Origin of the sequence: Vibrio sp. St2, assembly GCF_947311885.1 — a bacterium.
GTDB lineage: Bacteria > Pseudomonadota > Gammaproteobacteria > Enterobacterales > Vibrionaceae > Vibrio > Vibrio coralliilyticus.
The window spans coordinates 105,281-130,725 of the sequence record NZ_CAMZNA010000004.1; the positions used below are offsets into that span (position 1 = coordinate 105,281).

General features: G+C 44.9%; 22 protein-coding genes. 3 read left to right on the forward strand and 19 right to left on the reverse strand.

Going from position 1 to position 25,445, the window contains the following annotated elements:
* Positions 1-42 precede the first annotated feature (42 nt).
* The 8 genes from deoA to QMA41_RS14270 all read right to left on the reverse strand — a co-directional run bounded on the left by deoA (position 43) and on the right by QMA41_RS14270 (position 7,714).
* Entirely contained in the window at positions 43-1,371 is a 1,329-nt protein-coding gene (deoA, locus tag QMA41_RS14235) for a thymidine phosphorylase (RefSeq protein ID WP_006957970.1), read from the reverse strand.
* 82 nt (positions 1,372-1,453) lie between these two features.
* Positions 1,454-2,230 (reverse strand): deoxyribose-phosphate aldolase, encoded by a 777-nt coding sequence (gene deoC / locus QMA41_RS14240; protein ID WP_019274514.1) that lies wholly within the window; start codon positions 2,228-2,230, stop codon positions 1,454-1,456.
* Positions 2,231-2,495: 265 nt separating this feature from the next.
* Entirely contained in the window at positions 2,496-2,666 is a 171-nt protein-coding gene (locus QMA41_RS14245) for a DUF1427 family protein (RefSeq protein ID WP_006957973.1), read from the reverse strand.
* A gap of 341 nt (positions 2,667-3,007) precedes the next feature.
* Positions 3,008-4,270, reverse strand: a complete 1,263-nt coding sequence (locus QMA41_RS14250; protein WP_021457968.1) for a NupC/NupG family nucleoside CNT transporter — start codon at positions 4,268-4,270, stop codon at positions 3,008-3,010.
* A gap of 204 nt (positions 4,271-4,474) precedes the next feature.
* Positions 4,475-5,248 carry a TatD family hydrolase gene (locus QMA41_RS14255; protein ID WP_038509852.1) on the reverse strand — a complete coding sequence of 258 codons (774 nt, stop codon included), beginning with the start codon at positions 5,246-5,248 and terminating at the stop codon, positions 4,475-4,477.
* Positions 5,248-5,397: a DUF5363 family protein gene (locus QMA41_RS14260; RefSeq protein ID WP_006957976.1), complete on the reverse strand. Its 150-nt coding sequence runs from the start codon at positions 5,395-5,397 to the stop codon at positions 5,248-5,250. The genes QMA41_RS14255 and QMA41_RS14260 overlap by 1 nt, the downstream gene beginning before the upstream one ends.
* A 12-nt stretch (positions 5,398-5,409) precedes the next feature.
* Positions 5,410-6,183: a peroxide stress protein YaaA gene (gene yaaA / locus QMA41_RS14265; protein WP_021457965.1), complete on the reverse strand. Its 774-nt coding sequence runs from the start codon at positions 6,181-6,183 to the stop codon at positions 5,410-5,412.
* A gap of 100 nt (positions 6,184-6,283) precedes the next feature.
* Complete coding sequence (locus QMA41_RS14270) at positions 6,284-7,714, reverse strand: sodium:alanine symporter family protein (protein ID WP_006957978.1); 1,431 nt, start codon at positions 7,712-7,714, stop codon at positions 6,284-6,286.
* Positions 7,715-8,418: 704 nt separating this feature from the next.
* On the opposite strand from QMA41_RS14270, the gene QMA41_RS14275 reads away from it, so the two are divergent.
* Positions 8,419-8,601 carry a DUF3545 family protein gene (locus QMA41_RS14275; RefSeq protein ID WP_006957979.1) on the forward strand — a complete coding sequence of 61 codons (183 nt, stop codon included), beginning with the start codon at positions 8,419-8,421 and terminating at the stop codon, positions 8,599-8,601.
* A gap of 52 nt (positions 8,602-8,653) precedes the next feature.
* On the opposite strand, the gene QMA41_RS14280 is transcribed toward QMA41_RS14275, so the two are convergent.
* From QMA41_RS14280 to nfo, 3 genes are all read right to left on the reverse strand, one after another.
* Positions 8,654-9,205, reverse strand: coding sequence for a hemerythrin domain-containing protein (locus QMA41_RS14280; RefSeq protein WP_095571870.1), 552 nt, complete (start codon positions 9,203-9,205; stop codon positions 8,654-8,656).
* Positions 9,206-9,304: 99 nt separating this feature from the next.
* Positions 9,305-9,991 carry a uracil-DNA glycosylase gene (gene ung, locus QMA41_RS14285; protein WP_281630004.1) on the reverse strand — a complete coding sequence of 229 codons (687 nt, stop codon included), beginning with the start codon at positions 9,989-9,991 and terminating at the stop codon, positions 9,305-9,307.
* A 244-nt stretch (positions 9,992-10,235) separates the two neighbouring features.
* Entirely contained in the window at positions 10,236-11,120 is an 885-nt protein-coding gene (gene nfo, locus QMA41_RS14290) for a deoxyribonuclease IV (protein ID WP_281630005.1), read from the reverse strand.
* 318 nt (positions 11,121-11,438) lie between these two features.
* Here nfo and grcA point away from each other — a divergent pair, with 318 nt between their 5' ends.
* Both grcA and QMA41_RS14300 read left to right on the forward strand, forming a co-directional pair.
* Entirely contained in the window at positions 11,439-11,816 is a 378-nt protein-coding gene (gene grcA / locus QMA41_RS14295) for an autonomous glycyl radical cofactor GrcA (protein WP_006957983.1), read from the forward strand.
* A 132-nt stretch (positions 11,817-11,948) separates the two neighbouring features.
* The gene (locus tag QMA41_RS14300) at positions 11,949-12,794 is read left to right on the forward strand and encodes a LysR family transcriptional regulator (protein ID WP_281630006.1); all 846 of its coding nucleotides are present in this window, start codon (positions 11,949-11,951) and stop codon (positions 12,792-12,794) included.
* Here QMA41_RS14300 and QMA41_RS14305 read toward each other — a convergent pair.
* From QMA41_RS14305 to ftsZ, 8 genes are all read right to left on the reverse strand, one after another.
* Positions 12,745-13,524, reverse strand: a complete 780-nt coding sequence (locus QMA41_RS14305) for a TSUP family transporter (protein ID WP_281630007.1) — start codon at positions 13,522-13,524, stop codon at positions 12,745-12,747. The genes QMA41_RS14300 and QMA41_RS14305 overlap by 50 nt on opposite strands.
* Positions 13,525-13,712: 188 nt before the next feature.
* Positions 13,713-16,943 carry a carbamoyl-phosphate synthase large subunit gene (carB, locus tag QMA41_RS14310; RefSeq protein ID WP_281630008.1) on the reverse strand — a complete coding sequence of 1,077 codons (3,231 nt, stop codon included), beginning with the start codon at positions 16,941-16,943 and terminating at the stop codon, positions 13,713-13,715.
* Positions 16,944-16,959: 16 nt separating this feature from the next.
* Positions 16,960-18,099 carry a glutamine-hydrolyzing carbamoyl-phosphate synthase small subunit gene (gene carA / locus QMA41_RS14315; protein ID WP_019274504.1) on the reverse strand — a complete coding sequence of 380 codons (1,140 nt, stop codon included), beginning with the start codon at positions 18,097-18,099 and terminating at the stop codon, positions 16,960-16,962.
* A 536-nt stretch (positions 18,100-18,635) separates the two neighbouring features.
* Positions 18,636-19,445, reverse strand: a complete 810-nt coding sequence (gene dapB, locus QMA41_RS14320) for a 4-hydroxy-tetrahydrodipicolinate reductase (RefSeq protein ID WP_006957988.1) — start codon at positions 19,443-19,445, stop codon at positions 18,636-18,638.
* A 129-nt stretch (positions 19,446-19,574) separates the two neighbouring features.
* On the reverse strand, positions 19,575-19,973 hold the full coding sequence (mutT, locus tag QMA41_RS14325; protein ID WP_065741243.1) for an 8-oxo-dGTP diphosphatase MutT: 399 nt from the start codon (positions 19,971-19,973) through the stop codon (positions 19,575-19,577).
* Positions 19,974-20,036: 63 nt separating this feature from the next.
* Positions 20,037-22,766 carry a preprotein translocase subunit SecA gene (gene secA / locus QMA41_RS14330; protein WP_281630010.1) on the reverse strand — a complete coding sequence of 910 codons (2,730 nt, stop codon included), beginning with the start codon at positions 22,764-22,766 and terminating at the stop codon, positions 20,037-20,039.
* Positions 22,767-23,178: 412 nt separating this feature from the next.
* Entirely contained in the window at positions 23,179-24,096 is a 918-nt protein-coding gene (gene lpxC / locus QMA41_RS14335; protein WP_006957991.1) for a UDP-3-O-acyl-N-acetylglucosamine deacetylase, read from the reverse strand.
* A gap of 100 nt (positions 24,097-24,196) precedes the next feature.
* Positions 24,197-25,432, reverse strand: coding sequence for a cell division protein FtsZ (gene ftsZ / locus QMA41_RS14340; RefSeq protein WP_043009099.1), 1,236 nt, complete (start codon positions 25,430-25,432; stop codon positions 24,197-24,199).
* Between the last annotated feature and the right edge of the window lie 13 nt (positions 25,433-25,445).

The following is a 25,445-nucleotide window of genomic DNA, read 5'->3' on the forward strand; positions in this document are numbered from 1 at the left end:
CGGTAATCATTTTTATATGGCGGGCCTTAGTGTAATTTTTGATTAAACGTCTTCTGCGCGGATCTGACGATAAACCTCAGGCGTTGGAGTATACTCACCGCCGATAGTAATAGCCTGCTTCAGCGCTTCAGCCGCTTCAAGCCATTGCTCTTCACTACGTGCATGAATCACGGCTAGTGGTTTGTCACTTGATGCTTTTTCACCAAGGCGGATAAACCCGTCAAAACCCACAGCATAGTCAATTTCGTCTGTTGCAACACGGCGACCGCCACCCATGGAGACAACCGCCATACCGATTGCACGAGTGTCCATTGCCGATACCACACCGTCCTCATCCGCGAAGACTGGCTTAATGATTTCTGCTTTTTCCAGATAGTTTTCGTAGTTTTCAACAAAATCGGCCGGGCCACCTAGGCCTGCGACCATCTTGCCAAAGCACTGAGCCGCTTTACCGTTATCCAAAACTTCCATCAGTTTGGCGCGTGCATCTTCTGTGTCGTCAGCCAGTTTAGCCAACACCAACATTTCTGCACATGACGCCATCGTAACTTCAAGTAAACGAGGGTTGCGGTATTCACCCGTCAGGAACTGAACTGCTTCACGTACTTCGACTGCGTTACCCGCAGAAGAAGCCAGAACTTGGTTCATGTCAGTTAGGATAGCTGTTGTCTTGGTACCTGCACCGTTTGCTACTGCTACGATAGATTTAGCGAGCTCTTCAGATGCTTCATAGGTTGGCATGAATGCGCCAGAACCCACTTTCACATCCATAACCAAAGACTCAAGGCCAGCAGCGAGTTTCTTAGACAGGATTGAAGCCGTGATCAGTGAAATGTTGTCAACCGTCGCGGTAATGTCGCGGGTTGCGTAAACACGCTTATCGGCTGGCGCTAAGTCGCCTGTTTGACCAATGATGGCAACACCTGCGTCTTTCGTGACATCACCAAACACTTCATTGGTTGGCGTGATGTTGTAGCCAGGAATCGACTCCAACTTATCTAGCGTACCGCCAGTATGCCCAAGACCTCGGCCAGAAATCATTGGAACAAAACCGCCACATGCCGCGACCATTGGGCCAAGCATCAATGACGTCACGTCACCAACACCACCTGTTGAATGCTTATCTACAATTGGACCGCCAAATTCTTTATGGCTCCAGTCGATAACCATACCGGAATCACGCATCGCACACGTCAGCGCAATACGCTCTGGCATTGTCATTTCATTGAAAAAGATAGCCATCGCAAAGGCTGCGATTTGACCTTCAGAAACGGTGTTTTTAGCCACACCTTGGATAAAGAAATTGATTTCGTCGGCAGTCAGGACTTCGCCGTCGCGTTTTTTACGAATGATTTCTTGAGGTAAATACATTAGTTCCTCCCACACAAACAAGGTGGTTAGTAGAGTAAAAGGTAATGTGGTGAGCTTTCGCTCACCACATTCAGACTTTTAATTAGTACGCTGCAGGGTCTGCAGTTTCGTCTGTTACTTCTAATGTATTTAGTAGGTTAGTTAGCAGGCTTGACGCACCGAAACGGTAATGACGAGCATCAACCCAGTTGTCGCCCAAAATCTCATCAGCCATTGCTAGATACGCTGCTGCATCTTCAGCCGTGCGTACACCACCTGCTGGTTTGAAACCAACAGATTCTGCAACATCCATATCACGAATAACTTCTAGCATCATGCGTGCATATTCAGGTGTTGCATTGACTGGCACTTTACCCGTTGAAGTCTTAATGAAGTCAGCGCCTGCTTTGATTGAAATTTCAGAGGCTTTCTTAATTAGTGCTTCTTCTTTCAGCTCACCGGTTTCGATGATAACTTTCAGAAGAATGTCACCACACGCTGCTTTACATTGCTTAACGAGCTCGAAGCCTACTTCCTCGTTACCTGCCATTAGAGCACGGTATGGGAATACAACGTCCACTTCATCTGCACCGTAAGCAACGGCCGCTTTAGTTTCAGCAACAGCGATATCAATATCGTCATTACCGTGTGGGAAGTTCGTTACTGTCGCAATACGAACGTCTGGTGTACCTTGCTCGCGAAGTGTCTTCTTAGCAATAGGAATAAAGCGAGGATAAATACAGATCGCAGCTGTGTTTCCGACAGCTGATTTTGCGTCATGACATAGTGAGATCACTTTTGCATCAGTGTCATCATCATTTAGCGTAGTAAGATCCATAAGTTTAAGTGCACGTAGTGCTGCTGCTTTTAAATCGCTCATTTCTATCTCCGATCAATATTCATAAAAGTATCTGCTCAACCCAGTGTAGGTTGTACAGTCATTAATGAACGGACTTGGTTCCCTGAAGACTTAGGAACAAACAGCGAATTTGCCCCCAATTGCTATCCTTGTCACCGCACAGTACCAGTTTGGTCTATGGCACAACAATCTGCGATTGCGGTGTCTAACGGTATCTGTAGCCGATTGTCCAATGTTCTGACATCGCTACAACTAGCACCAATCATACTCCTTGTATTAACGGGCGCTAGCTAAAAAACTTTTCAATAATCCATTGATAAGTCACACCACCAAGATAAACCCCAACGATTCCCATGACACCAGCTAGTGCAGGCGGTGCAGGAATGGGCAACTTAATGGCAGAAAACAGGACTCCAACGACAAAGCCCGCAAGGGCTGCGAGGAAAACTTCATTCATGAGTTTTACCCTACTCTCTACATTTACATACATTATAGATATTCGTCGCAGAACTGTAGTGGCTCATAGAGCGCAAACGGTTTGTATCTCAAAAAAGATTCCGTGCAACGTTTGTTCAATCTTCATGACCGACAAACGCTATGAATCAAGTTGTCTGAATCCACTCCAGACTCATTTCGAATCAAGCCAAATATTCAATAAAGCTTGTATTCGAGTCTTTCCCTACTAACAAACTTAAGAAGCAATAATCAGGGAAAGAAAAACAAAAAAGCCCCGTAGCACACAGTGTGTGTCTACGGGGCTTTTTGAAACGGCGTCTATATAATCTTTCGCTTACTTAATTAGAAAGATAGGAAGAAGCCAGCGATTGTCGCCGCCATTAGGTTAGATAGCGTACCAGCACAAACCGCTTTAACACCCATACGAGCGATGTCGTGACGACGGTTTGGTGCTAGACCACCTAGACCACCTAGTAGAATCGCAATAGAAGAAAGGTTTGCGAAACCACATAGAGCGAACGAGATAATAGCTGCTGTCTTAGTAGACATTACTTCACCAGTTGCTGGAACAACTTGTGCTGCTTCACCAACGTACGGTACGAAGTTTAGGTAGGCTACGAATTCGTTAACAACCAGTTTCTGACCGATGAACGAGCCAGCAAGAGTTGCTTCTTCCCATGGCACACCGATTAGGAATGCTAGAGGCGAGAAGATGTAACCTAGTAAAATTTCAAGTGTTAGCTCAGGCATACCGAACCAACCGCCAACGCCACCTAGGATACCGTTGATAAGTGCGATTAGACCGATGAACGCTAGTAGCATTGCACCAACGTTTAGAGCAAGCTGTAGACCTACAGAAGCACCACCAGCCGCTGCGTCGATAACGTTAGCAGGCTTGTCGTCACCACCGTCGATGTCAGCGCCTAGCTCTTCGTCTGGAGCGTCAGTTTCTGGCTTGATGATCTTAGCGAATAGTAGACCACCAGGTGCAGCCATGAATGATGCAGCAACTAGGTACTCTAGAGGAACACCCATAGAAGCGTAACCAGCTAGTACACCACCAGCAACAGAAGCTAGACCACCACACATTACAGCGAATAGTTCAGATTGCGTCATCTTAGGAACAAACGGACGAACCACTAGAGGTGCTTCAGTTTGACCTACGAAAATGTTCGCCGCTGCAGACATAGATTCCGCACGTGAAGTGCCAAGCGCTTTTTGTAGACCGCCACCAAGAATCTTAATTACCCACTGCATAACACCTACGTAGTAAAGTACAGAGATAAGTGCAGAGAAGAAGATTAGCGTTGGAAGTACTTGGAACGCGAAAATGAAGCCAATACCGTCAACTGAGAAGTTAACTAGGCTGCCAAATAGAAAACCAGTACCGTCTTTACCGTAGTCGATTACATTCTGTACGCCAGCAGAGAAGCCAGCTAGAAGGTCACGACCCCATGGTACGTAAAGAACGAAACCACCGATGATGAATTGGATAGCAAATGCGCCACCCACAGTTCTTAGATTGATAGCTTTGCGGTTATCAGACAGTAGTAATGCAATTCCTAGCAATACTGCCATACCGACTAGGCTCATAAACAGGCTCATAGTTTATGATTTCCTTATATGTTATTTGTTGGCGTGTTACAAAATGGAGCTCTAAAGCGGAGGCAATTATACTCATCCGTCCAATGATAAAGTAATGCTGCCTTCACAGTTTCTAATAAGATTCATCATGCGTTCACTCATTTACGTGAAGAAGATCACCCTTCTCTATTCTGTAAATCATAAAAAGAACATTTTCTTTAGAAACTATTCACAAATACCGAACGCCGAATTGCTATTTTTCCAAACGTTTTCAGCAATCGTTTGCTCATTAATATCCTTCAGCTTTGCGAGACAGGACAAGGTTTGAGCTAACATTTCCGGATGATTAGGTTTGCCTTGGTGCCCGTAAAGAGGCATGTCCGGTGCGTCCGTTTCCAGTACGATACATTCCATGGGTAAGTTCATAACCGCTTGGCGCGTTTTCCGTGCTCTTGGATAAGTGATAACGCCACCGATACCAATATAAAAACCCAACTCGACAAATTGCATTGCCTGCTGATAGCTACCCGAAAAACCGTGTAAAACTCCACCGTAAGGAAATTTATGGCGCTTCAGCAACTGAAGAACCAAATTGTGGGTTTTCCTCGCGTGGAGGATCAGCGGCAACTTAAGTGTTTTCGCCAGTTCAATCTGAGCAATGAACACCTGTCGTTGTATTTCTTCGTCAACATCGACCATCGCATCTAAGCCACACTCACCAATGGCTTTACAACCTTCAAGCTTTGTTTCAAACAAAGTGCGTAACTCAGGTAACTGTTGCTGACTATCTTTCGTTAAAAAATAGGGGTGCATCCCCAGCGCAATGTAAAGAGATGAATATGAAGAAGACAATGAGATTAATTGCTGCCAATTGGAGGGGCCAATTGCCGGAATCATGAACCGTTCAACGCCTGCTCGCTTTGCCAGTTGCAATTGAGCCGAAAAATCATCTGAAAAAGGGGCGAAATCGAAATGACAGTGGGTATCAAAAAGGCGCATTATCGCTGCGCCTTTTTATTGGATTGAGAAGCTTGGTGAACGGGATCTGTGCGATAAGGAACACAGCTGCGTTTATTCTCCGGTGTCAGCCCCATCGACTGACACCACTCATCGTATCGCGTAATCCACTGTTTAAACCAAGCTAGCATCTGTTGATTCCTTTATTGCTCTTCGCGTTTAAAAACCAATTCGGTCGGCGAAGACTCATCCTCAACAAAATAGTAGCCTGCTGTATCAAACTTAGTCAGGTCCGCAACGCTCTCGATACGATTCTCAATGATGTATCGTGCCATCATGCCACGCGCTTTCTTCGCATAGAAGCTGATCACTTTGTACTGACCATTTTTGCAGTCTTTGAAAATTGGCGTAATCACCTGAGCATCCAGTGATTTTGGTTTTACCGCTTTAAAGTACTCGTTTGAAGCAAGGTTAATCAGAACATTATCACCCTGTTCTGCAATGGCTTGATTAATCTTGTCAGTAATCACATTACCCCAGAACTGATACAGGTTACTGCCTTTTTCATTGGCAAGTTTCGTCCCCATTTCCAGACGGTAAGGCTGCATCAAATCAAGCGGTTTAAGTAGACCATATAAACCAGACAACATGCGTAAGTGCTGTTGAGCATAATCAAAGTCATCGTCTGACAAACTTTGAGCGTCTAAGCCAGTGTATACATCGCCTTTAAAAGCTAGAATCGCTTGACGTGAGTTCTCCGTCGTAAACGTCTCACTCCACTCCTGAAAACGACCAACGTTCAGGTCAGCGATCTTGTCACTGACTTTCATCAAGCTAGCGACATCGGCAGGCGTCAGCTTACGACAGACATCAATCAGTTGTTTTGAATACTCGATCAGTTCTGGCTGAGTAAATTTCTCTGTAGCCAGTGGAGATTCATAATCTAAGGTTTTCGCTGGTGAAACGACGATTAGCATGGCTTTACTCTATCCGTTCTGTTTTTGTTGGCTATAGGTTACAAAAAAAGCCATGCAATGTCTGCATGGCTTTTTGAATCGTTTTAATAGAGATTGGCTATTAATCTTTTTTGCTCTGATCCCAGATACCATCCTCAAGCTGAGATTTCAGCTCAGGAAAATCGTTCGAATCAAATGTTGGCACTTTACCTTCTTTTAGCTGACGGTTGTAATCTTTCGCCAGCTTAATCACGATGCCAGAAAGAAGCAGAATCGCCACCAGGTTGACAATCGCCATCATACCCATAGAAACATCTGCCAATGCCCAAACGATAGGTAGTGATGCAACGGCACCAAACATCACCATCGCTAGTACAACCAGACGGAACACGCCCAGGCCTGCTTTATGGTTATGCTCAAGGAAAATAAGGTTTGTTTCCGCGTATGAGTAGTTAGCAATAATAGACGTAAAGGCGAAGAAGAAAATCGCTACGGCTACAAAGATACCACCCCACGAGCCCACCTGAGAGCTCAACGCTGCCTGAGTCAGTTCAATACCCGTTATCTCACCATGCGGTACGTACTCACCGGACATCAGGATAATTGCCACCGTTGCTGAACAGATCACGATAGTGTCCATAAACACACCTAACATCTGAACATAGCCCTGAGACGCAGGGTGTGGCGGATAAGGTGTTGCTGATGCCGCTGCGTTTGGCGCAGAACCCATACCGGCTTCGTTTGAGAACAGACCACGTTTGATTCCGTTGATCATTGCTTGTGCAATTGCGTAACCTAAACCACCCGCCGCTGCTTCTTGTAGGCCAAAGGCACTCTTGAAGATCAAGCTCAGTACAGCCGGCAACTTGTCGATGTTCATAAACATAACGAACAGTGCCAATAATAGGTAAAGCAGCGCCATGGCAGGAACAATCATTTCTGCTACGCGAGCGATACGCTTGATACCACCAAAGATAACCACAGCGGATAACAGAACAACGGCAATACCAACATAGGTTTCATCCCAACCAAATGCCGTATTCATTGCTCCAGCAATAGAGTTAGCTTGAACCGCGTTAAATACCAAACCAAAAGCGATGATCAGGAAGATAGAGAACAATACGCCCATCCAGCGCATACCCAAACCTTTCTCCATGTAGTACGCAGGACCACCGCGGTAGTTACCGTCATCATCTTTGGTTTTGTATAACTGCGCCAATGTACTCTCAGCAAACGACGTTGCCATACCCAGCATGGCAATCAGCCACATCCAGAAAATTGCACCTGGGCCACCAGCCGTCAGAGCAACAGCAACACCCGCCATGTTACCTGTACCCACACGGGCAGCTAGGCTAGTACACAAAGCTTGGAATGATGAGATACCCGCTTTATCCGCTTTACGGCTGTTCTTAAGTACCGAAAACATGTGGCCAAAATGGCGGAACTGGATAAAGCCCAGTCTGAATGTGAAGTACACACCGACACCGACTAGGAGATAAACAAGAATAGAGCCCCAAAGTAGGTCATTCATCAAATTAATTAAATCTGTCATAAGATCCTCGTAGTGAGTTTTCGCTGATCTCTGCTTCCCAGCCTTCCATCTAGTTGCAAACCAAGTGTCAATTCTGCTCAGTATTATTGTGTAATTATTGTGCAACTCAGATATGTAAAACGCGCCTCATGCTTCCATTTTACGTACCAGCGTATTTTTTGACGGGCGGATAATGCAATCAAGAATATCAAAAATCAATATGCAACCAATCAAATAACACTGTTATTTTTCACTATAAAATCACCATTAGTTAACACAAAAAAGAACATAAAAACCACAAATACAGAACATTAACATCAAATTTTAACAACAATACAGAACAGGCAACTCCATATGAAATCACATAGCCTCAAATATTTGACACTCCTTTGTCACCAAGGACTGAGAGAAGAGTTTGCCCAGACAATCAATTCACAAAATCTGTTACTCAACTGCTCTAAATAAATCTAATTGCATAGCAAAACGAACCGCTGTTTTTTCACACACTGCGTTAACATTCATTTCTTAAGAATTTAATCGTTTTCGGTAAGTCGTTCGAACAAAAAAACATCAATCAACGCCCATTTTTCTGTGAAGCAAAGTCTAAAACAGCGTGAAAACTTCATTAAATCGTAACAAATGAGAAACGAATCAAAGTTACTCTCCAAACGGAATGGTATTTAAACAGTACCCCTTCAAAGAGTAATAATTAAAAGAGGTAGCTTATGGAAGGCTTAAACTTTGAAGAAATCATGGAAATGGATTTTCCAAAAACTCGGGCAACACGCTCAAAACCTGCAAAGCGTAAATGGCGTGAAATCGAAGCAATAAAGGACAGGCAGAGACTTCAACGCGAATTAAAAGATATGGACATCGGATTCGACGATATCGACAACCTAGATTACTGACATTAAAAAGAGGCGCTTATGCGCCTCTTTTTGTTTACTGATATCTAGGGTGTCAGACACACTCTTGATCGACTTGCCTAACGCGTTGCGCTAATTGCTGATACTGCTCTGCAATGGTGTCACCAAAAACAGGGTCGTCTTCAGTGACGCTCCAACGTTTTTCGACGGCTTGCCAATCTTGCAAGGTAAATCTCTTATTAATGAGAGGCAATATAGACTGCTCTTCAAGATCCAAGTGGCGTTTTTGCGTCAGGATAAAATCTTCGAGTTGTTGCACAAACAGGTCTTGAGGAACCACCGCATCTTGGAGGATCATATCAACAGTATCGAGAAAAGCATGAGTCCTTTGTGATAATGTCTCATGCTCTAGTTCAAGATTCTCGATATCCGTGTGATGGCCATAATGCTCTAGGTAATAGTGGTAGAGAATATCCTCTTTAGGGTGATGGACACGCTCAGAGTGGTGAGCCAGATAGTCCACGATTTCTCTCACCAAACTGTAATTGATGGTCTGTTCTTCCTTTAGTAGGGCAATCTTTTGCCTCAATACTGCCAGCAAACGAACCATGTAACCATGCTCTCGCCTTATCCTTTCAATCATCATAGCGCTTCTCCTTAACACCTACTTTTAGTAAGTGTATAAAAGAAGTGCCATTCAAGTCTTGATGTTGCTCGAAAATTGGGCAATTAGCCTTGGCAAGAGCTAAACACTAACCTGAGTTGGCAGATGCCAATCGATCGTTGCTTTACCTTGGGCGTTAAGAATTTGATTTGCTTGTGAAAAGTGTCGGCACCCGAAAAATCCACGATGCGCTGACAACGGAGAAGGGTGTGGCGCAGCTAATACATGGTGCTTATTGCGGTCGATGAAACGCCCCTTCTTTTGCGCATGAGAGCCCCAAAGCAAAAACACCACGCCAGACTGATGCTGATTAACCGCTTCAATGACTTTGTCTGTAAAGGTTTCCCAACCGGTTTTAGAATGCGAATGGGCTCTTCCCTGTTCGACCGTAAGAACAGTGTTAAGTAACAGAACACCTTGCTCAGCCCAGCTTTGAAGATAACCATGCGCCGGAATCTGAAAACCATCAATGTCCTGTGCTAACTCTTTATACATATTGACTAAAGAGGGAGGAGTCTTGATACCTGGCAAAACAGAGAAACACAGACCATGAGCCTGTCGAGGGCCGTGATAAGGATCCTGTCCCAGAATAACGACTTTCACATCATTGAACTCAGTCGCCCGAAAGGCATTAAACACATCTTTTGCCGGAGGAAAGATCGCTTTACCTGCTGCCCTTTCCGATTCAACAAAATTCAACGTCTGCTGAAAATAGTCCTGCTGCTTTTCAGCCCCAATGACGTCTTGCCATGTCAGTGACAGGTTCATGTTTTGTTCCTTCTGCTATTTACGCTCAAGCAATTGTCGCAAAAAGTCATGAAGGAACAAAGCGATAAAGTGAACTAGCTTTTTTGTGGGATCCGATAATGCCCCTGCCCCGTCACATGGCGATTAGGAACAGGAAGGCGTGTCGAACGTGCGGTAGTATAAAAAGAAGTGTAAGGCATAATGGCATCCTTATTTGTCTGTGTACCTAAACTCACTATGAAAAATTAATGCCACTTTTAAATAGTTAGACCATTTCCTTGAGCTGAGTAACATGATGCTGACGTATAAACTCAATTTCGTCAGGCCAACTTTCCGGTTCTATTGTTTCTAGAATCAATGGGATATGGTCAAATCGAGGATCTTTGGCGATATACTCAAAACACGACCAACCAATTTCTCCTTTGCCTAATGCGTGGTGACGGTCGACCTTCCCACCTAGGGCGATCTTTGAATCATTAATGTGCATTGCCCTTAAGTAAGGCATACCAACAACACGCTCAAATTCAGAAAAAGTAGCCTCACAAGCATCAAAGCTGCTCAAGTCATACCCTGCTGCGAAGGTATGGCAGGTATCAATGCACACACCAACTCGAGATTTATCCTTAACTTGTTGAATGATTTCAGCTAAATGTTCAAATCGCCAACCTAGATTGGTACCCTGACCCGCGGTGTTTTCGATCACTGCGATCACGTTTGGTACCGCTTGGTGGGCAATATTGATCGATTCCGCGATTCGAGCTAAGCACTCCTTCTCAGAAATTTTCTTTAAATGACTCCCAGGATGAAAATTGAGCAAGATTAGTCCAAGCTGATGGCAACGATGCATTTCATCTATAAATGCAGCGCGAGATTTCTCAAGCTTTTCTTCTTCCGGAGCGCCAAGATTAATCAAATAGGAATCGTGAGGGAGTATTTTATCAGCGGTGAAGCCGTGCTTTATACAATTAGACTTAAATGCGGCGATGGTTGTTTCATCAAGCGGTTTGGCACTCCACTGGCGCTGATTTTTAGTAAATAGGGCAAACGCATTTGCTCCTATCTCTTTTGCCCTCAATGGTGCCTGATCAACACCACCTGCTGCGGAAACATGAGCACCGATAAACTTGTTACCGTACGACTTTTCTAACATGTTACTTTATCACTTTTTACTTTCAATATATGGCACGAATTACAGCAAGTTATTGGGCTCACCTCAACAACCACACCTCTTTTGTAGTAATATTACAACAAAACAAAAAATCCGAATCTATCGCCAAGACCACAAATCATTGCTATATATGATGTTATTGATTCAAATCAACATATTAACCACTAACTTAATAATGATATTAGTAGTTATTTGACTTAAATCAAAACCATCAAAGTAATTTCGGGTTATATAATACGCAGCTCGACGAGATTCGGAAATTAACACCAATAAAACCACTAATGTGGATAGGAGACTGTGATGATTCAAGGCATTCAAATTACTAAAGCGGCAAACGATGCACTACTGAACTCTATTTGGTTACTTGATAGTGAAAAAAATGAAGCACGCTGCGTGGCTGCAAACTCAGGTTTTGAAACTGACCAAGTTGTAGCAATCAACGAACTTGGCGAATACGAAAGCCGCGAAGTTGCGATCGAGAAAGCACCTCGCATCGAAGGTGGTCAACACCTGAACGTTAACGTTCTTAAACGTGAAACTCTAGAAGATGCGGTTGCAAACCCTGAGAAATACCCTCAGCTAACTATCCGCGTTTCTGGCTACGCTGTTCGTTTCAACTCACTAACGACTGAACAACAACGAGACGTGATTGCGCGTACTTTTACTGAATCTCTATAATTCAGTGAGTGGTAAAGAGCATGACGACGGCGCCTTAATGGCGTCGTTTTTTATGACCTTAGAAAGAAGCAGTGCAAGCGAGCTTTTTTTCCGTTACATTAATTCACCCATTCCTAGTTTTCATCAGTAGCTATGTTACTTGAAGGCATCGAAACTTTATTAGTTCTTAGTAAAGCGAAAACCATGAGCCGAACTGGTAGCTTACTGTATATCAGTCAATCAGCAGTCAGTAAACGAATCGCCAATCTGGAAAAAAAGCTCGGTAAGAAATTGATCGAACCTTCTGGCCGTTCAATCAAACTAACACCCGATGGGCAGGCTCTGATTGACAACATAGGTCCTTCTTTTAATGAGCTGCGAGGTCTGATCTATGAACAACAAGAGTTGGAAGATACCTCCCTCATCAAACTCGATAGCTCAAAGTCTTTGATTGCAGGGTACTTGGGCAAGACCATCGGCGACTACATTAAAAGCGATCAGTACATTACTATCACGACCAACCACACACCTCGTATTGTAGAACATGTTCAATCAGGTAAAGCAACGCTGGGCCTCTGCGCGGGTTTACTACCAGCCCACCATGGCTTGATGACCTTTCACTTATTTGATGAACCTTTCGCTGTCGTAAACGATGCACCTTTAAAGCGATTACCCGATAAGATCATCACCAACGATTTGACCAATCCCGCCAACAGCTATCAACTCATCACACTAGAAAAGCTCGGTATCAAGCCAATCATGGAAATGGATGCTTACACCGCTGCAGCCCAGCTGGCGTTAGGCGGAACAGCGCCAGCGTTGATCCCTCACTCAATCATTAAAGCGCTCAATATTCCCGATAAACATTGTTTTCATTTCAAACAATTACAACACCTAATCCGACCTATCCATATTTGCGTCAGACAGAGTGTGTATCAGTCGCCTCGGGTTAAAAAGCTGATAGAAACCATTGTTGATGCTGTTCCCAAAGCAGTTTAAATGCCATCGCCATCGACATCACGATCACTAGGGGACGGATCAATTTTTGGCCTTTGTTCACGACCACTTTTGCTCCCATACGAGCCCCAAAGAACCCACCGACCGCCATCACCAATCCTAATTCCCAGATCGGTAATCCTGCCAGCACAAAAAACAGTAATGCAGCGATGTTAGAAGTAAAGTTCAACACCTTGGTGCGAGCGGTCGCATCGACCAACGAAAAATGCCCAATGGCAACAAAACACACAGTAAAAATGGAGCCTGTTCCTGGGCCGAAGAAGCCATCATAAAACCCAACCCCACCGCCTACGGACAAAGCAAACATCGCTTCTGACAGCTTGGCTTGCCCCAAGTGTTGTTTCGTTTTTGGCATCAGCAAAAAGTAAAGCGAGATAGCGACAAGAAGAATGGGAATAAGACTGGTCAGGGTACTTGCGTCAATATACTGCACTGCTTCTGCGCCAATCGCCGAGCCGATGAAAGTACACAGGATGGCTAAGCGCATCTCTTTAATGCTAACAATACCGTTACGCACGAAATACCAGCTAGCAGAAAAACTCCCAAATGAGCTTTGCAACTTGTTTGTCGCTAAGGCTTGAGTCGGGGGAACACCGGCCGCTAGTAGCGCAGGTAGCGTTAATAAACCACCGCCACCAGCCATGGCATCGATAAAGCCTGCAGCAGTAGCAACAAAGAAAAGTATGGTCAGTATTTCGAGGGAGATTTCCATGACGTATGTCTAAACGGCGAAACAATGGCCATAACCATAACACTGAGCTTTCCAGTCGGATAAGGAAAGCATCGAAATTGACCTATTCCATTTTTTCATCATTCTAACACACTGCATAAAAAAGCCCGCTCAAAAGAGCGGGCAATGAGGTTGTCATATAGGCTCTGTTGCGAGCCTACTGGTTTTTATTACGCTTCGTTCTGTGCCACTTTAGCGTGCAGCTCTTGAACTGAAGTCACTGACGTTTTAGCGTCAGCCGTATGTGCCATACACACTGCAAACGCTGCATTCAGTGTCGTTGTGTAGTTCACTTTCTCAGCCAATGCGCCACGACGTAGTACTTTTGAATCCTCAATCGCTTGACGACCTGCCGCGGTGTTGACGATGTAGGTGTACTCGTTGTTCTTGATACGGTCAAGAATATGTGGACGACCTTCGTGTACCTTGTTCACCAGACGTGGGTTGATACCTGCTTCGCCTAGGATAACTGCTGTTCCGTGCGTTGCATCCAGTTGGTAACCAAGCTTAGTTAGCTTAGACGCCAGGTCTACCACACGCTGCTTATCGCCTTCACGAACTGACAGCAGTGCACGACCACCTTCTGGGTAAACTGCGCCACAACCAAGTTCTGCTTTCGCGTAAGCTTCTGCGAACGTTGCACCTACACCCATTACCTCACCAGTAGAGCGCATCTCTGGACCTAACAGTGGGTCAACACCAGGGAACTTGTTGAACGGAAGTACCACTTCTTTCACTGAGTAGTAAGGTGGGATAATTTCTTTAGTAAAGCCCTGAGACTCTAGAGATTGACCCGCCATAACACGTGCAGCGATTTTTGCTAGTGGAGCACCCGTTGCTTTAGATACGAATGGTACTGTACGAGCAGCACGAGGGTTTACTTCGATTAGGTAAACTTCGTTATCTTTAACAGCAAACTGAGTGTTCATCAGACCGCGTACACCAAGTTCGAAAGCTAGCTTCTCTACTTGCTCACGCATCTTATCCTGGATTTCCTGACTTAGCGTGTAAGCAGGTAATGAACATGCAGAGTCACCTGAGTGAACACCCGCTTGCTCGATATGCTCCATGATACCGCCGATTACTACGCGCTCACCGTCACAGATAGCATCGATATCTACTTCAGTTGCGTCGTCAAGGAAACGGTCGAGAAGCACTGGTGACTCGTTCGATACGCTAACTGCTTCGTTAAAGTAGCGACGTAGGTCTTGCTCGTCGTAGACGATTTCCATTGCGCGACCACCAAGTACGTATGAAGGGCGCACAACAAGTGGGAAGCCAATTTCTTTCGACTTTTCAACTGCTTGCTCAATAGTCGTTACTGTCGCATTTTCTGGTTGCAGAAGACCAAGACGGTCAACTGCTGCCTGGAAGCGCTCACGGTCTTCTGCACGGTCAATCGCATCAGGGCTAGTACCGATGATTGGCACTCCTGCCGCTTCTAGAGCTCGAGCCAGTTTAAGTGGAGTCTGACCACCGTACTGAACGATAACACCTTTCGGCTTCTCAACACGGACGATTGAAAGAACATCTTCAAGAGTTACAGGTTCAAAGTACAGACGGTCTGAAGTGTCGTAGTCAGTAGAAACTGTCTCAGGGTTACAGTTAACCATGATTGTTTCGTAACCATCTTCACGCAGTGCTAGTGAAGCGTGTACACAACAGTAGTCAAATTCAATACCTTGGCCGATACGGTTTGGGCCACCGCCAAGAACCATGATCTTGTCTTTGTCTGTCGGCTGCGCTTCACACTCTTCATCGTAAGATGAGTACATGTAAGCGGTGTCAGAAGAGAACTCAGCCGCACAAGTATCAACGCGTTTGTATACTGGGTGGATATCGTACTGGTCACGCAGGCGACGAATTTCGTTCTCAGATACACCAAGAATTGAAGAAAGACGAGCATCAGAGAAACCTTTACGCTTCATCTTGCGTAGCACATCTTCAGTCAAGCCAGCAAAACCGCCTGCCTTAACTTGGTTTTCCAGATTAACCAGTTCTTCAATCTGAACCAGGAACCAACGGTCAATTGCCGTTAGATTGAATACGCCGTCTACTGACATACCGGCACGGAATGCGTCTGCGATGTACCAGATACGCTCTGCGCCAGCTTCTTTTAGTTCATGACGAATTGTTGTTAGTGCGTCAGGCGCATCCAGATCAACCATTTCGTCAAAACCGTTGGCACCAACTTCAAGGCCACGAAGTGCTTTTTGTAGAGATTCTTGTTGGTTACGACCAATGGCCATAACCTCACCCACTGACTTCATCTGAGTTGTCAGACGGTCGTTAGCACCGGCAAATTTCTCGAAATTAAACCGAGGGATCTTAGTCACTACGTAGTCGATTGTTGGTTCGAATGATGCTGGAGTCGCACCACCAGTGATGTCGTTCTGTAGCTCATCAAGAGTGAAGCCAACTGCCAGTTTCGCTGCAATCTTAGCGATTGGGAAACCTGTTGCTTTAGAAGCAAGAGCAGAAGAGCGAGATACACGTGGGTTCATCTCGATGATAACCATGCGGCCATCTTTCGGATTAATACCAAACTGTACGTTTGAACCACCTGTCTCAACACCGATTTCGCGCAGTACTGCTAGAGATGCATTACGCATCAACTGGTACTCTTTGTCAGTCAGCGTTTGGGCTGGTGCCACTGTAATTGAGTCACCAGTGTGGATACCCATTGGGTCGAAGTTTTCGATAGAACATACGATGATACAGTTGTCCGCTTTGTCACGAACCACTTCCATCTCATACTCTTTCCAACCGATTAGTGATTCATCGATTAGAAGCTCGTTGGTTGGAGAAAGGTCCAAACCACGACGACAGATCTCTTCGAACTCTTCTTTGTTGTAAGCGATGCCACCACCAGTACCACCCATAGTGAATGAAGGACGAATGATACATGGGAAGCCAACCATATCGAGAACTTTGTAAGCTTCTTCCATCGTCTTAGCCGTATCCGCACGCGGACACTCTAGACCGATTGACTTCATCGCTTTATCAAAACGAGAACGGTCTTCTGCTTTGTCGATAGCATCAGCAGTTGCACCGATCATCTCTACGCCGAACTCTTCAAGTACGCCGTTCTTCTCAAGGTCTAGAGCACAGTTAAGTGCAGTCTGGCCACCCATAGTAGGTAGTACTGCATCTGGACGTTCTTTCTCAATGATCTTGCGAACCACTTCCCACTGGATTGGTTCGATGTAAGTCGCATCCGCCATGTCTGGGTCAGTCATGATGGTTGCAGGGTTAGAGTTTACAAGGATAACTCGATAACCCTCTTCGCGCAGTGCTTTACATGCTTGAGCACCAGAGTAGTCAAACTCACATGCCTGACCAATAACAATCGGGCCTGCACCTAGAATTAGAATACTTTTTAAGTCAGTACGTTTTGGCATTCTCTACTACTCCGAATTAAGCGCTGTGTTGTTTGATTAGTTCGATAAAGTGGTCAAATAGTGGTGCTGCGTCGTGTGGACCAGGACTTGCTTCAGGGTGACCTTGGAAGCTAAATGCTGGCTTATCTGTACGGTGGATACCTTGTAGAGAGCCATCAAATAGTGACACGTGAGTTGCACGTAGGTTCTCAGGCAATGTTGCTTCATCAGCAGCAAAACCGTGGTTCTGAGAAGTAATCATCACAACGTTACGATCTAGGTCTTTAACTGGGTGGTTAGCACCGTGGTGACCAAATTTCATCTTAACGGTTTGCGCACCAGACGCTAACGCAAGGATTTGGTGACCTAAACAGATACCAAAGATTGGCAAACCTTTATCCAAGAACACTTTGGTCGCTTCGATAGCGTAAGTACATGGTTCAGGGTCACCAGGGCCGTTTGACAAGAACACGCCGTCAGGGTTAAGCGCCAAAACTTCTTCTGCACTGGTTTCAGCAGGAACTACTGTTAAGCGGCAACCTCGGTCAACGAGCATACGCAGAATGTTTCGTTTTGCACCGAAGTCATAGGCAACAACGTGATATGGCAATTCGCTGTCGTCTTGCGCCTCAGGAAGTCCACCCTCGAGCGTCCACGAACCTTGTTTCCATTGATACGCTTCTTTTGTTGTAACTTCTTTCGCAAGGTCCATACCTTTTAGGCCAGGGAATTCTTTCGCTTTAGCCAGCGCTAGAGCCTCGTCTAAGTTGTTACCCGCAACGATACAACCGTTCTGTGCACCTTTTTCACGCAGAATGCGAGTCAGCTTGCGCGTATCAATATCAGCGATGCCAACGATGTTTTGCGATTTAAGGTAATCAGAAAGGGATTGTTCGTTACGGAAGTTAGAAGCGATTAGAGGGAGATCGCGAATCACAAGGCCTTGTGCATGAATGGAAGAGGATTCTTCGTCTTCGGAATTGGTTCCGGTATTGCCTATGTGAGGATAAGTAAGTGTTACGATTTGTTGGGAATAGGAAGGATCAGTGAGGATTTCTTGGTACCCCGTCATCGAGGTATTAAAAACAACTTCACCAACGGACGACCCATCTGCTCCAATGGAAACTCCGCGGAACACTGTCCCATCTTCTAGGACTAACAGTGCTGATTTACTCAAGACAACCTCCAGAATAAAAATGCAAAAATAATAAATTAAACTGCAAACTTGCCTTCCTTCACGCAATAAAAAAGCGCTTTCAGGTTATTTAGACAAATTGGCGGTATTCTAATGAGGTGATAAAGAAGTGTCAACAGAGACGCAAAAATAAATTTAATATTTAGAGCAGTTAAAACCAAAAATGTTTTTAGATGGCTAAAATATACAGTTTAGTCCCGCTAACAAGGAGATAAGGTGAACAAATTATGAAATGGAGTATTTTCAACATATCCGAGATCACAGTTTTTATTATTATTTTCGCGCAAACGTTGAACAACACATAGTTACCACAACTTTTAAGCAACTAAACAAAAATTCATACACAAGCAACCAAAACAAGCAACAAACTTAGATGCAGATATCGTACTTCAACTAGTTTATTGGATTACCAATTTAGGCCAGATACAAAAAGCGCCGGGCAAGCCCAGCGCATAATTATTTATTTTTCAGTTTCTAGCTTCACTTGAATACTAAGAAACCGGACAAATCCCTTCAAACTAAAGCTCGTTTAGACCCAATACATCTGTCATAGTGTAAAAGCCCGCTGGCTTCTCATTAAGCCAAACCGCTGCCTTAATTGCACCATTAGCAAAAGTCATACGATCTGTGGCTTTATGGGTCACTTCTACACGTTCGCCAATATCAGCAAACATTGCAGTATGCTCACCAATGATGTCACCGGCGCGGATGGTCGCGAAGCCAATTTCATCTTTAGTACGCTCACCTGTGATGCCTTCACGCGCGTAGACCGCCACATCACTTAGCTTATTGCCCATAGCATCGGCAATTGCTTCTCCCATACCAATTGCAGTGCCTGATGGAGCATCTACTTTATGACGATGGTGTGCTTCAACAATTTCAATATCGCAGTAATCGCCCATCACCTTGGCAGCTTTTTCGAGAAGCTTAAAGACTAGGTTTACACCCACAGAGTAGTTCGGGGCCATAACCACAGGCACATGCTGAGCAAACGCATCAATTTGTTCACGTTCTTGCTCGGTAAAGCCTGTCGTACCAATAATAATGCCCTTTGCGTGCTGCTTGCAGAGCTCTAGGTTGGCAAGCGTGCTTGAGGGTGCAGTAAAGTCTACGATCACATCAAAGTTCTCGATGTCTTTTGCTAGATCATCAGTAAGTACGATGTCAAACTTCCCTTCACCACACAGTTCACCAATATCCACACCGACTAAAGATGACTCTGGTCTCTCGGAGCCTGCACCTACCTGAGCCTGCTGGTTCAAATAAGTGGCTTTAACTAAGTTTCGGCCCATACGGCCCGCAGCTCCTGCAATTGCAATACGTACCATTGCATCTCTCCATTATTATCATTACTTGTGCTTAGTGGATTAAAACTACCAACATTAAGCACTGCTGGCTAGGGTCGGATGATCTTTCATGACTAAATTTTTCTCAAAAAGATCAACCATCAGCTCTCTCTATGAAAACTCATTCATCACGCGACGTAAAATAGGCATGTTAGCTTCTGGGAATGCATAGTCAGCAAGCTCAGGTACTGGGACCCAAACCCCTTGTTGCCCTTCTTTACCATAAGGGGCGTTTTCAAATCGGGTCACGCTGATGAAATCAAACTTGAGTGATTTTTCTGGGTAGTCATACTCAAGGTGCTCAAACAAACTCTGCTCTGTCACCTGAATTCCGACCTCTTCATCCAACTCACGAGCAATCGCTTGCTCTATGGTTTCACCCGACTCGACTTTGCCACCAGGAAACTCCCAAAAGCCACCTTTATGCTTGTCACCTGGCCTTTTGGTAATAAACACTTCCGATTGGTCGGAATTAAAAATGATGGCAGCAACAATATGAATACGTTTCATAATAATTTTCCTTAAAAAAAGAGCCGCCTAAGCGACTCTTTACTTTTCATTGACGGTTTCAAATTAGCTGTTAATTTGACCGTGGCATTGTTTGTACTTCTTACCGCTACCGCAAGGGCATGGCTCGTTTCGGCCAACTTTGCGTTCTTCACGAACCATTGGCTGATGTGCACTTTCATTGCTCTCTTCATCAGAAAGCTGATTCTCAGCTGATGCATGTTGAGCTTGAGCACGACGAGCTGCTTCTTCCGCTTGGGCACGGCGCTGCGCTTCCATACGTTCAACTTCTTCTTGCTGTTGAACTCGTACTTTCGACAGAATAGTAATGACATCTGACTTAAGCGCATCTAGAAGACCTTCAAACAGCTCAAACGACTCGCGCTTGTACTCTTGTTTCGGGTTCTTCTGCGCGTAGCCACGTAGGTGGATGCCTTGGCGCAAATGATCCATCGCCGCCAAGTGCTCTTTCCACAGCGTATCCAGCGTTTGTAGCATGACGGATTTTTCAAAGTTACGCAGAACCTGCTCACCCACCACTGCTTCTTTCTCTTTGTAAACAGCAACAGACGTATCAAGGATCTTCTCACGCAGTGCTTCTTCGTACAGCTTGTCGTCTTCTTCGAGCCACTGTTTAACTGGCGCATCCAAATCGAAGTCGTTTTTCAAACGTTCTTGAAGGCCTTCTACATCCCACATATCTTCCAGAGATTGTGGCGGAATGAACTCATCAATTACAGCGCTGATTACATCAGCACGGTTTTGCTCAATCATTTCGCTGATGTCTTCTACACTCATCAGCTCATCGCGAAGCTCATATACGACTTTACGTTGATCGTTCGCTACATCATCGTATTCAAGCAGTTGTTTACGGATATCGAAGTTACGGCCTTCCACCTTACGTTGTGCTTTTTCGATGGAGCGAGATAGCATCTTAGATTCAATCGCTTCCCCTTCTTCCATACCACTCTGGATAAGGCTAGCCATGCGATCAGACGTAAAGATGCGCAATAGTGAATCTTCCATTGATAGATAGAAACGCGAAGAACCTGCATCACCCTGACGACCAGAGCGGCCTCGTAACTGGTTATCAATACGACGAGATTCGTGACGTTCAGTACCGATGATGTGCAGACCACCTGCCTCAAGAACTTTGTCGTGTACTTCTTTCCAATCTGCTTTGATAGCTTCGATCTGCTCTTGCGTTGGATTCTGCATTGAATCCACTTTCGCCTGCCAGCTTCCGCCTAGCACAATATCAGTGCCACGACCTGCCATGTTCGTAGCGATTGTCACCGCACCCGGTGTACCCGCTTCAGCAACAATTTCCGCTTCACGTTCGTGGAATTTCGCGTTCAAGACGTTGTGTTTGATCTTCGCTTTTTTCAGTGCGTTGGATAGCAATTCAGACTTTTCGATCGAAACCGTACCCACTAGAGAAGGTTGACCTTTGGCTACACGCTCTTTGATATCTTCAATGATCGCATTAAATTTATCTGCTTCAGTACGATAAACCACATCTGGCATATCGTTACGAATCATTGGTTTGTTGGTTGGGATAACAACCGTTTCAAGACCATAAATAGATTGGAATTCAAACGCTTCCGTATCCGCAGTACCCGTCATACCAGATAATTTTTCATACAAACGGAAGAAATTCTGGAAGGTAATAGATGCGAGCGTTTGGTTTTCGTTCTGAATCTTCACGCCTTCTTTAGCTTCAACAGCTTGGTGAAGACCTTCTGACCAACGACGACCAGGCATAGTACGACCAGTATGTTCGTCAACGATCACCACTTCGCCATCTTCATTGACGATATAGTCAACGTTCTTTTCAAACAGAACATGCGCACGTAGAGCTGCATTTACGTGATGTAACAGGCTAATGTTTGCCGGAGAGTATAGCGTATCCCCTTCTTCCATTAGACCATTCTTGATCATCAGCTCTTCAACAAATTCTTGACCAGTCTCTGTCAGGTGGACCTGTTTCGACTTCTCATCAACCGTGTAATGACCATCACCACGATACTCTTCTGAGTCTTCCTGATCTTGTTTCTGAAGATGTGGAATAAGGGTATTGATGCGCGTGTATAGTTCAGAACTGTCTTCTGCTGGACCTGAGATAATCAAAGGTGTACGTGCTTCATCGATAAGAATCGAGTCAACTTCATCCACTACCGCAAAGAAGCGAGCACGCTGTACACGATCCTCAGGACGGAAGGCCATATTGTCGCGAAGGTAATCAAAACCAAACTCATTGTTGGTTCCGTATAGAATATCCGCTAGGTAAGCTTGCTTCTTCTCTGGTGGCGGCATATTTGGCACGTTTACGCCAACTGTCATGCCAAGGAATTCGAAAAGAGGACGGTTTGTCTCAGCGTCACGCTTTGCTAGGTAGTCGTTCACGGTAACAACATGTACACCCTTTCCTGCTAGAGCATTAAGATAAGCGGGCAGCGTCGCTGTCAGAGTCTTACCTTCACCAGTACGCATTTCAGCAATCTGACCTGCGTTGAGCACCATACCACCAATAAGCTGGACATCGAAGTGACGCATACCATAAACACGCTTTGATGCTTCACGTACTGTCGCAAACGCTTCTGGTAACAGTTTATCTAAGGTTTCACCCTGTTCAAGACGCTGGCGGAACTCAACCGTTTTGGCTTTCAATTCTTCATCAGAAAGCGCTTCGAAGGTTGGCTCATAATTATTAATTTCTTTTACAATTTTTCTAAGGCGACGTAACGTGCGGTCGTTGCGACTGCCAATTACCTTTGTCAGTAGCTTAGTTATCATTTGCTATGCATCTCTCTTTACTTAGATCAGGCCCGATCTACATTCTATGCCTTCAGTCTCTAACAGTTTTGAACTAAGAATACTGAGATAAATCACTTTACTCAGATATTGCGATGAGAACTATAGATTTCAAGGCTTAAGTGGCGGTTAGTTTAAGGAATTTTGCCTCTAACGACCAATAACAAGGTGATTTGTTTGAAGCATTCTTTATTTTTGTTCGTTATATGATGGATGTTTATCCGCTGAGAATAAAAATATACCCGCCAAACCGAATATATTTGTCGACTGGACCTAAAAACTCATTGTGATCGGCAAGATCTTTTGAAGCGCTCTGGGCAGATCTTTGCCACGCGGCAAACGGCGAGAACAAAAAAGCCAGGCTTTCGCCTGGCTTTTCAAATATTTTGCTTTTTTACGCTACAACCATACTTGGTTCTGCGAAAGCGACCGGTGAAACCGCTTCTTCTTCAAACGTTACCCACTCCCACGCTTCTTGATCTGCTAGAACAGAACGCAGCAATTGGTTGTTTAAACCATGGCCTGATTTAAACGCACGGAATTCACCAATGATTGGGTGCCCACACATGTAAAGGTCACCGATAGCATCCAATACTTTATGAGTCACAAATTCGTTTTCGAATCTCAAACCTTCTTCATTAAGAATACGGTATTCATCCAACACGATAGCGTTATCAAAACTACCGCCTAACACCAAATTCTGCGATTGTAGATATTCGATATCACGCATAAAGCCAAAGGTACGAGCTCGAGATATTTCCTTCACAAAGCCTTGCGAAGAGAAGTCAAACAATAAATGCTGCTCATCAGAATCAATCGCTGGGTGATTGAATTCGATTTCAAAGTCCATACGGAAGCCGTTGAATGGAACAAACTCCGCCCACTTATCGTCGTCTTCAAAACGTACAGGTTTTTTGATACGAATAAATCGCTTCGGCGCGTTTTGCTCTTCAATTCCTGCTTGTTGCAGAAGGAATACAAAAGGGCTAGCACTACCATCCATGATTGGAATTTCAGGGGCGTCTACTTCAACAATAATGTTGTCCACACCCATACCAGCAAGTGCGGCATTTAAGTGTTCAACCGTTGAAATACGCACACCTTCGTCGTTAACCAATGCGGTACAAAGCATAGTGTCACGAACGGATTCAGGATCTGCTGGAAAGTCGACAGGTGGATTTACATCCGTACGGCGGTAAATAATACCTGTGTTTGCAGCCGCTGGGCGAAGAGTAAGTGTAACTTTACGACCAGAGTGGAGACCCACACCAGTTGTTTTCACCATTTCTTTCAGAGTACGTTGTCTGATCATCTGCTTGCCTCAGTACTAATTGCTACAAAACACGGTCAATAAGCAATATTGACCGCGAATCGTACCATAATTTTGAACAGTGTCAAATTATGATTTAATTTTAGTCAGCCTGACGACGTAAGAATGCTGGAATATCCAGATACCCAGTATCCTTATCAGCTTTTGGTGCAGCACTTTGTTGACTAGCACCAGAGCTCGAAGGAGCAGAACTTGTCGGCTGAGGAGTCACCTGAGGTTTCTCTTGCAAGCTTGGTGCCGGCTTTTCTTCCACTTTATTGACAGCTGGCTGCTGAGTAGGTGCTGCTGGCTGAGTTTGTGGTTGAGCAACAGAGGCAACTTTCGTTTTTCCACCAGCCACCAATGTGATGTCAGGCTTCTTCTCTGTACCAATACCAGTAGCAACAACAGTCACACGAATTTCATCAGCCATATCAGGGTCTAACGAAGTACCAATAACAACTGTAGCATTATCTGAAGCAAATGCTTTCACTGTGTTGCCGACTGTTTCAAACTCATCCAGACGCATATCAAGACCAGCTGTAATGTTAACCAGAACACCACGAGCACCAGCGAGATCGATATCTTCTAGAAGTGGGCTTGAGATAGCCATCTCAGCTGCTTCTTCAGCACGGTCTTCGCCTTTGGCAACGCCGCTACCCATCATTGCATGACCCATTTCCGACATCACGGTACGAACATCCGCAAAGTCGACGTTAATCATACCAGGACGAGTAATAAGCTCTGCAATACCTTGTACTGCATTCTTAAGTACGTCATTCGCGCTAGCAAAAGCTTCAAGTAGAGTGATACCACGACCCAGTACTTTCAGTAGCTTTTCGTTTGGAATCGTAATTAATGAGTCTACATGTTTAGACAGCTCTTCGATTCCTTGCTCAGCAAAAGCCAAACGCTTTTTGCCTTCAAAGCTAAATGGCTTAGTGACAACAGCGACAGTTAGAATGCCCAGCTCTTTTGCGACTTCTGCAATAACTGGAGCAGCTCCTGTACCTGTACCACCACCCATGCCAGCTGCGATAAATACCATATCGGCACCATCGAGCTCTTCTTTAATTCTATCTCGATCTTCGAGAGCAGCGTCACGCCCAACCTGAGGGTTAGCGCCTGCACCCAGACCTTTGGTCATGTCACCACCAATCTGGATTACGCTATTAACGCTTGTTTTACGAAGCGCTTGCGCATCAGTGTTGATGCTAATGAACTCCACGCCTTCGATGGATTCACGTACCATGTGTTCAACGGCATTACCACCACCGCCACCAACCCCAACGACTTTAATTACTGCGTCGTCAGACATTTCCATCATCGGTTCAAACATGTGTTATCTCCGT

Bases quoted from the DNA above. Each gene is read 5' to 3' on its own strand.
- dapB (WP_006957988.1), bottom strand. From the start codon at position 19,445: ATGGTACGTATTGCAATTGCAGGAGCTGCGGGCCGTATGGGCCGAAAC.
- QMA41_RS14270 (WP_006957978.1), bottom strand. From the start codon at position 7,714: ATGACAGATTTAATTAATTTGATGAATGACCTACTTTGGGGCTCTATT.
- grcA (WP_006957983.1), top strand. From the start codon at position 11,439: ATGATTCAAGGCATTCAAATTACTAAAGCGGCAAACGATGCACTACTG.
- deoA (WP_006957970.1), bottom strand. From the start codon at position 1,371: ATGTATTTACCTCAAGAAATCATTCGTAAAAAACGCGACGGCGAAGTC.
- carB (WP_281630008.1), bottom strand. From the start codon at position 16,943: ATGCCAAAACGTACTGACTTAAAAAGTATTCTAATTCTAGGTGCAGGC.
- deoC (WP_019274514.1), bottom strand. From the start codon at position 2,230: ATGAGCGATTTAAAAGCAGCAGCACTACGTGCACTTAAACTTATGGAT.
- QMA41_RS14250 (WP_021457968.1), bottom strand. From the start codon at position 4,270: ATGAGCCTGTTTATGAGCCTAGTCGGTATGGCAGTATTGCTAGGAATT.
- ftsZ (WP_043009099.1), bottom strand. From the start codon at position 25,432: ATGTTTGAACCGATGATGGAAATGTCTGACGACGCAGTAATTAAAGTC.
- mutT (WP_065741243.1), bottom strand. From the start codon at position 19,973: ATGAAACGTATTCATATTGTTGCTGCCATCATTTTTAATTCCGACCAA.
- QMA41_RS14305 (WP_281630007.1), bottom strand. From the start codon at position 13,524: ATGGAAATCTCCCTCGAAATACTGACCATACTTTTCTTTGTTGCTACT.
- nfo (WP_281630005.1), bottom strand. From the start codon at position 11,120: ATGTTAGAAAAGTCGTACGGTAACAAGTTTATCGGTGCTCATGTTTCC.
- QMA41_RS14255 (WP_038509852.1), bottom strand. From the start codon at position 5,248: ATGCGCCTTTTTGATACCCACTGTCATTTCGATTTCGCCCCTTTTTCA.
- secA (WP_281630010.1), bottom strand. From the start codon at position 22,766: ATGATAACTAAGCTACTGACAAAGGTAATTGGCAGTCGCAACGACCGC.
- QMA41_RS14280 (WP_095571870.1), bottom strand. From the start codon at position 9,205: ATGATGATTGAAAGGATAAGGCGAGAGCATGGTTACATGGTTCGTTTG.
- QMA41_RS14260 (WP_006957976.1), bottom strand. From the start codon at position 5,397: ATGCTAGCTTGGTTTAAACAGTGGATTACGCGATACGATGAGTGGTGT.
- QMA41_RS14245 (WP_006957973.1), bottom strand. From the start codon at position 2,666: ATGAATGAAGTTTTCCTCGCAGCCCTTGCGGGCTTTGTCGTTGGAGTC.
- QMA41_RS14275 (WP_006957979.1), top strand. From the start codon at position 8,419: ATGGAAGGCTTAAACTTTGAAGAAATCATGGAAATGGATTTTCCAAAA.
- QMA41_RS14300 (WP_281630006.1), top strand. From the start codon at position 11,949: ATGTTACTTGAAGGCATCGAAACTTTATTAGTTCTTAGTAAAGCGAAA.
- lpxC (WP_006957991.1), bottom strand. From the start codon at position 24,096: ATGATCAGACAACGTACTCTGAAAGAAATGGTGAAAACAACTGGTGTG.
- yaaA (WP_021457965.1), bottom strand. From the start codon at position 6,183: ATGCTAATCGTCGTTTCACCAGCGAAAACCTTAGATTATGAATCTCCA.
- ung (WP_281630004.1), bottom strand. From the start codon at position 9,991: ATGAACCTGTCACTGACATGGCAAGACGTCATTGGGGCTGAAAAGCAG.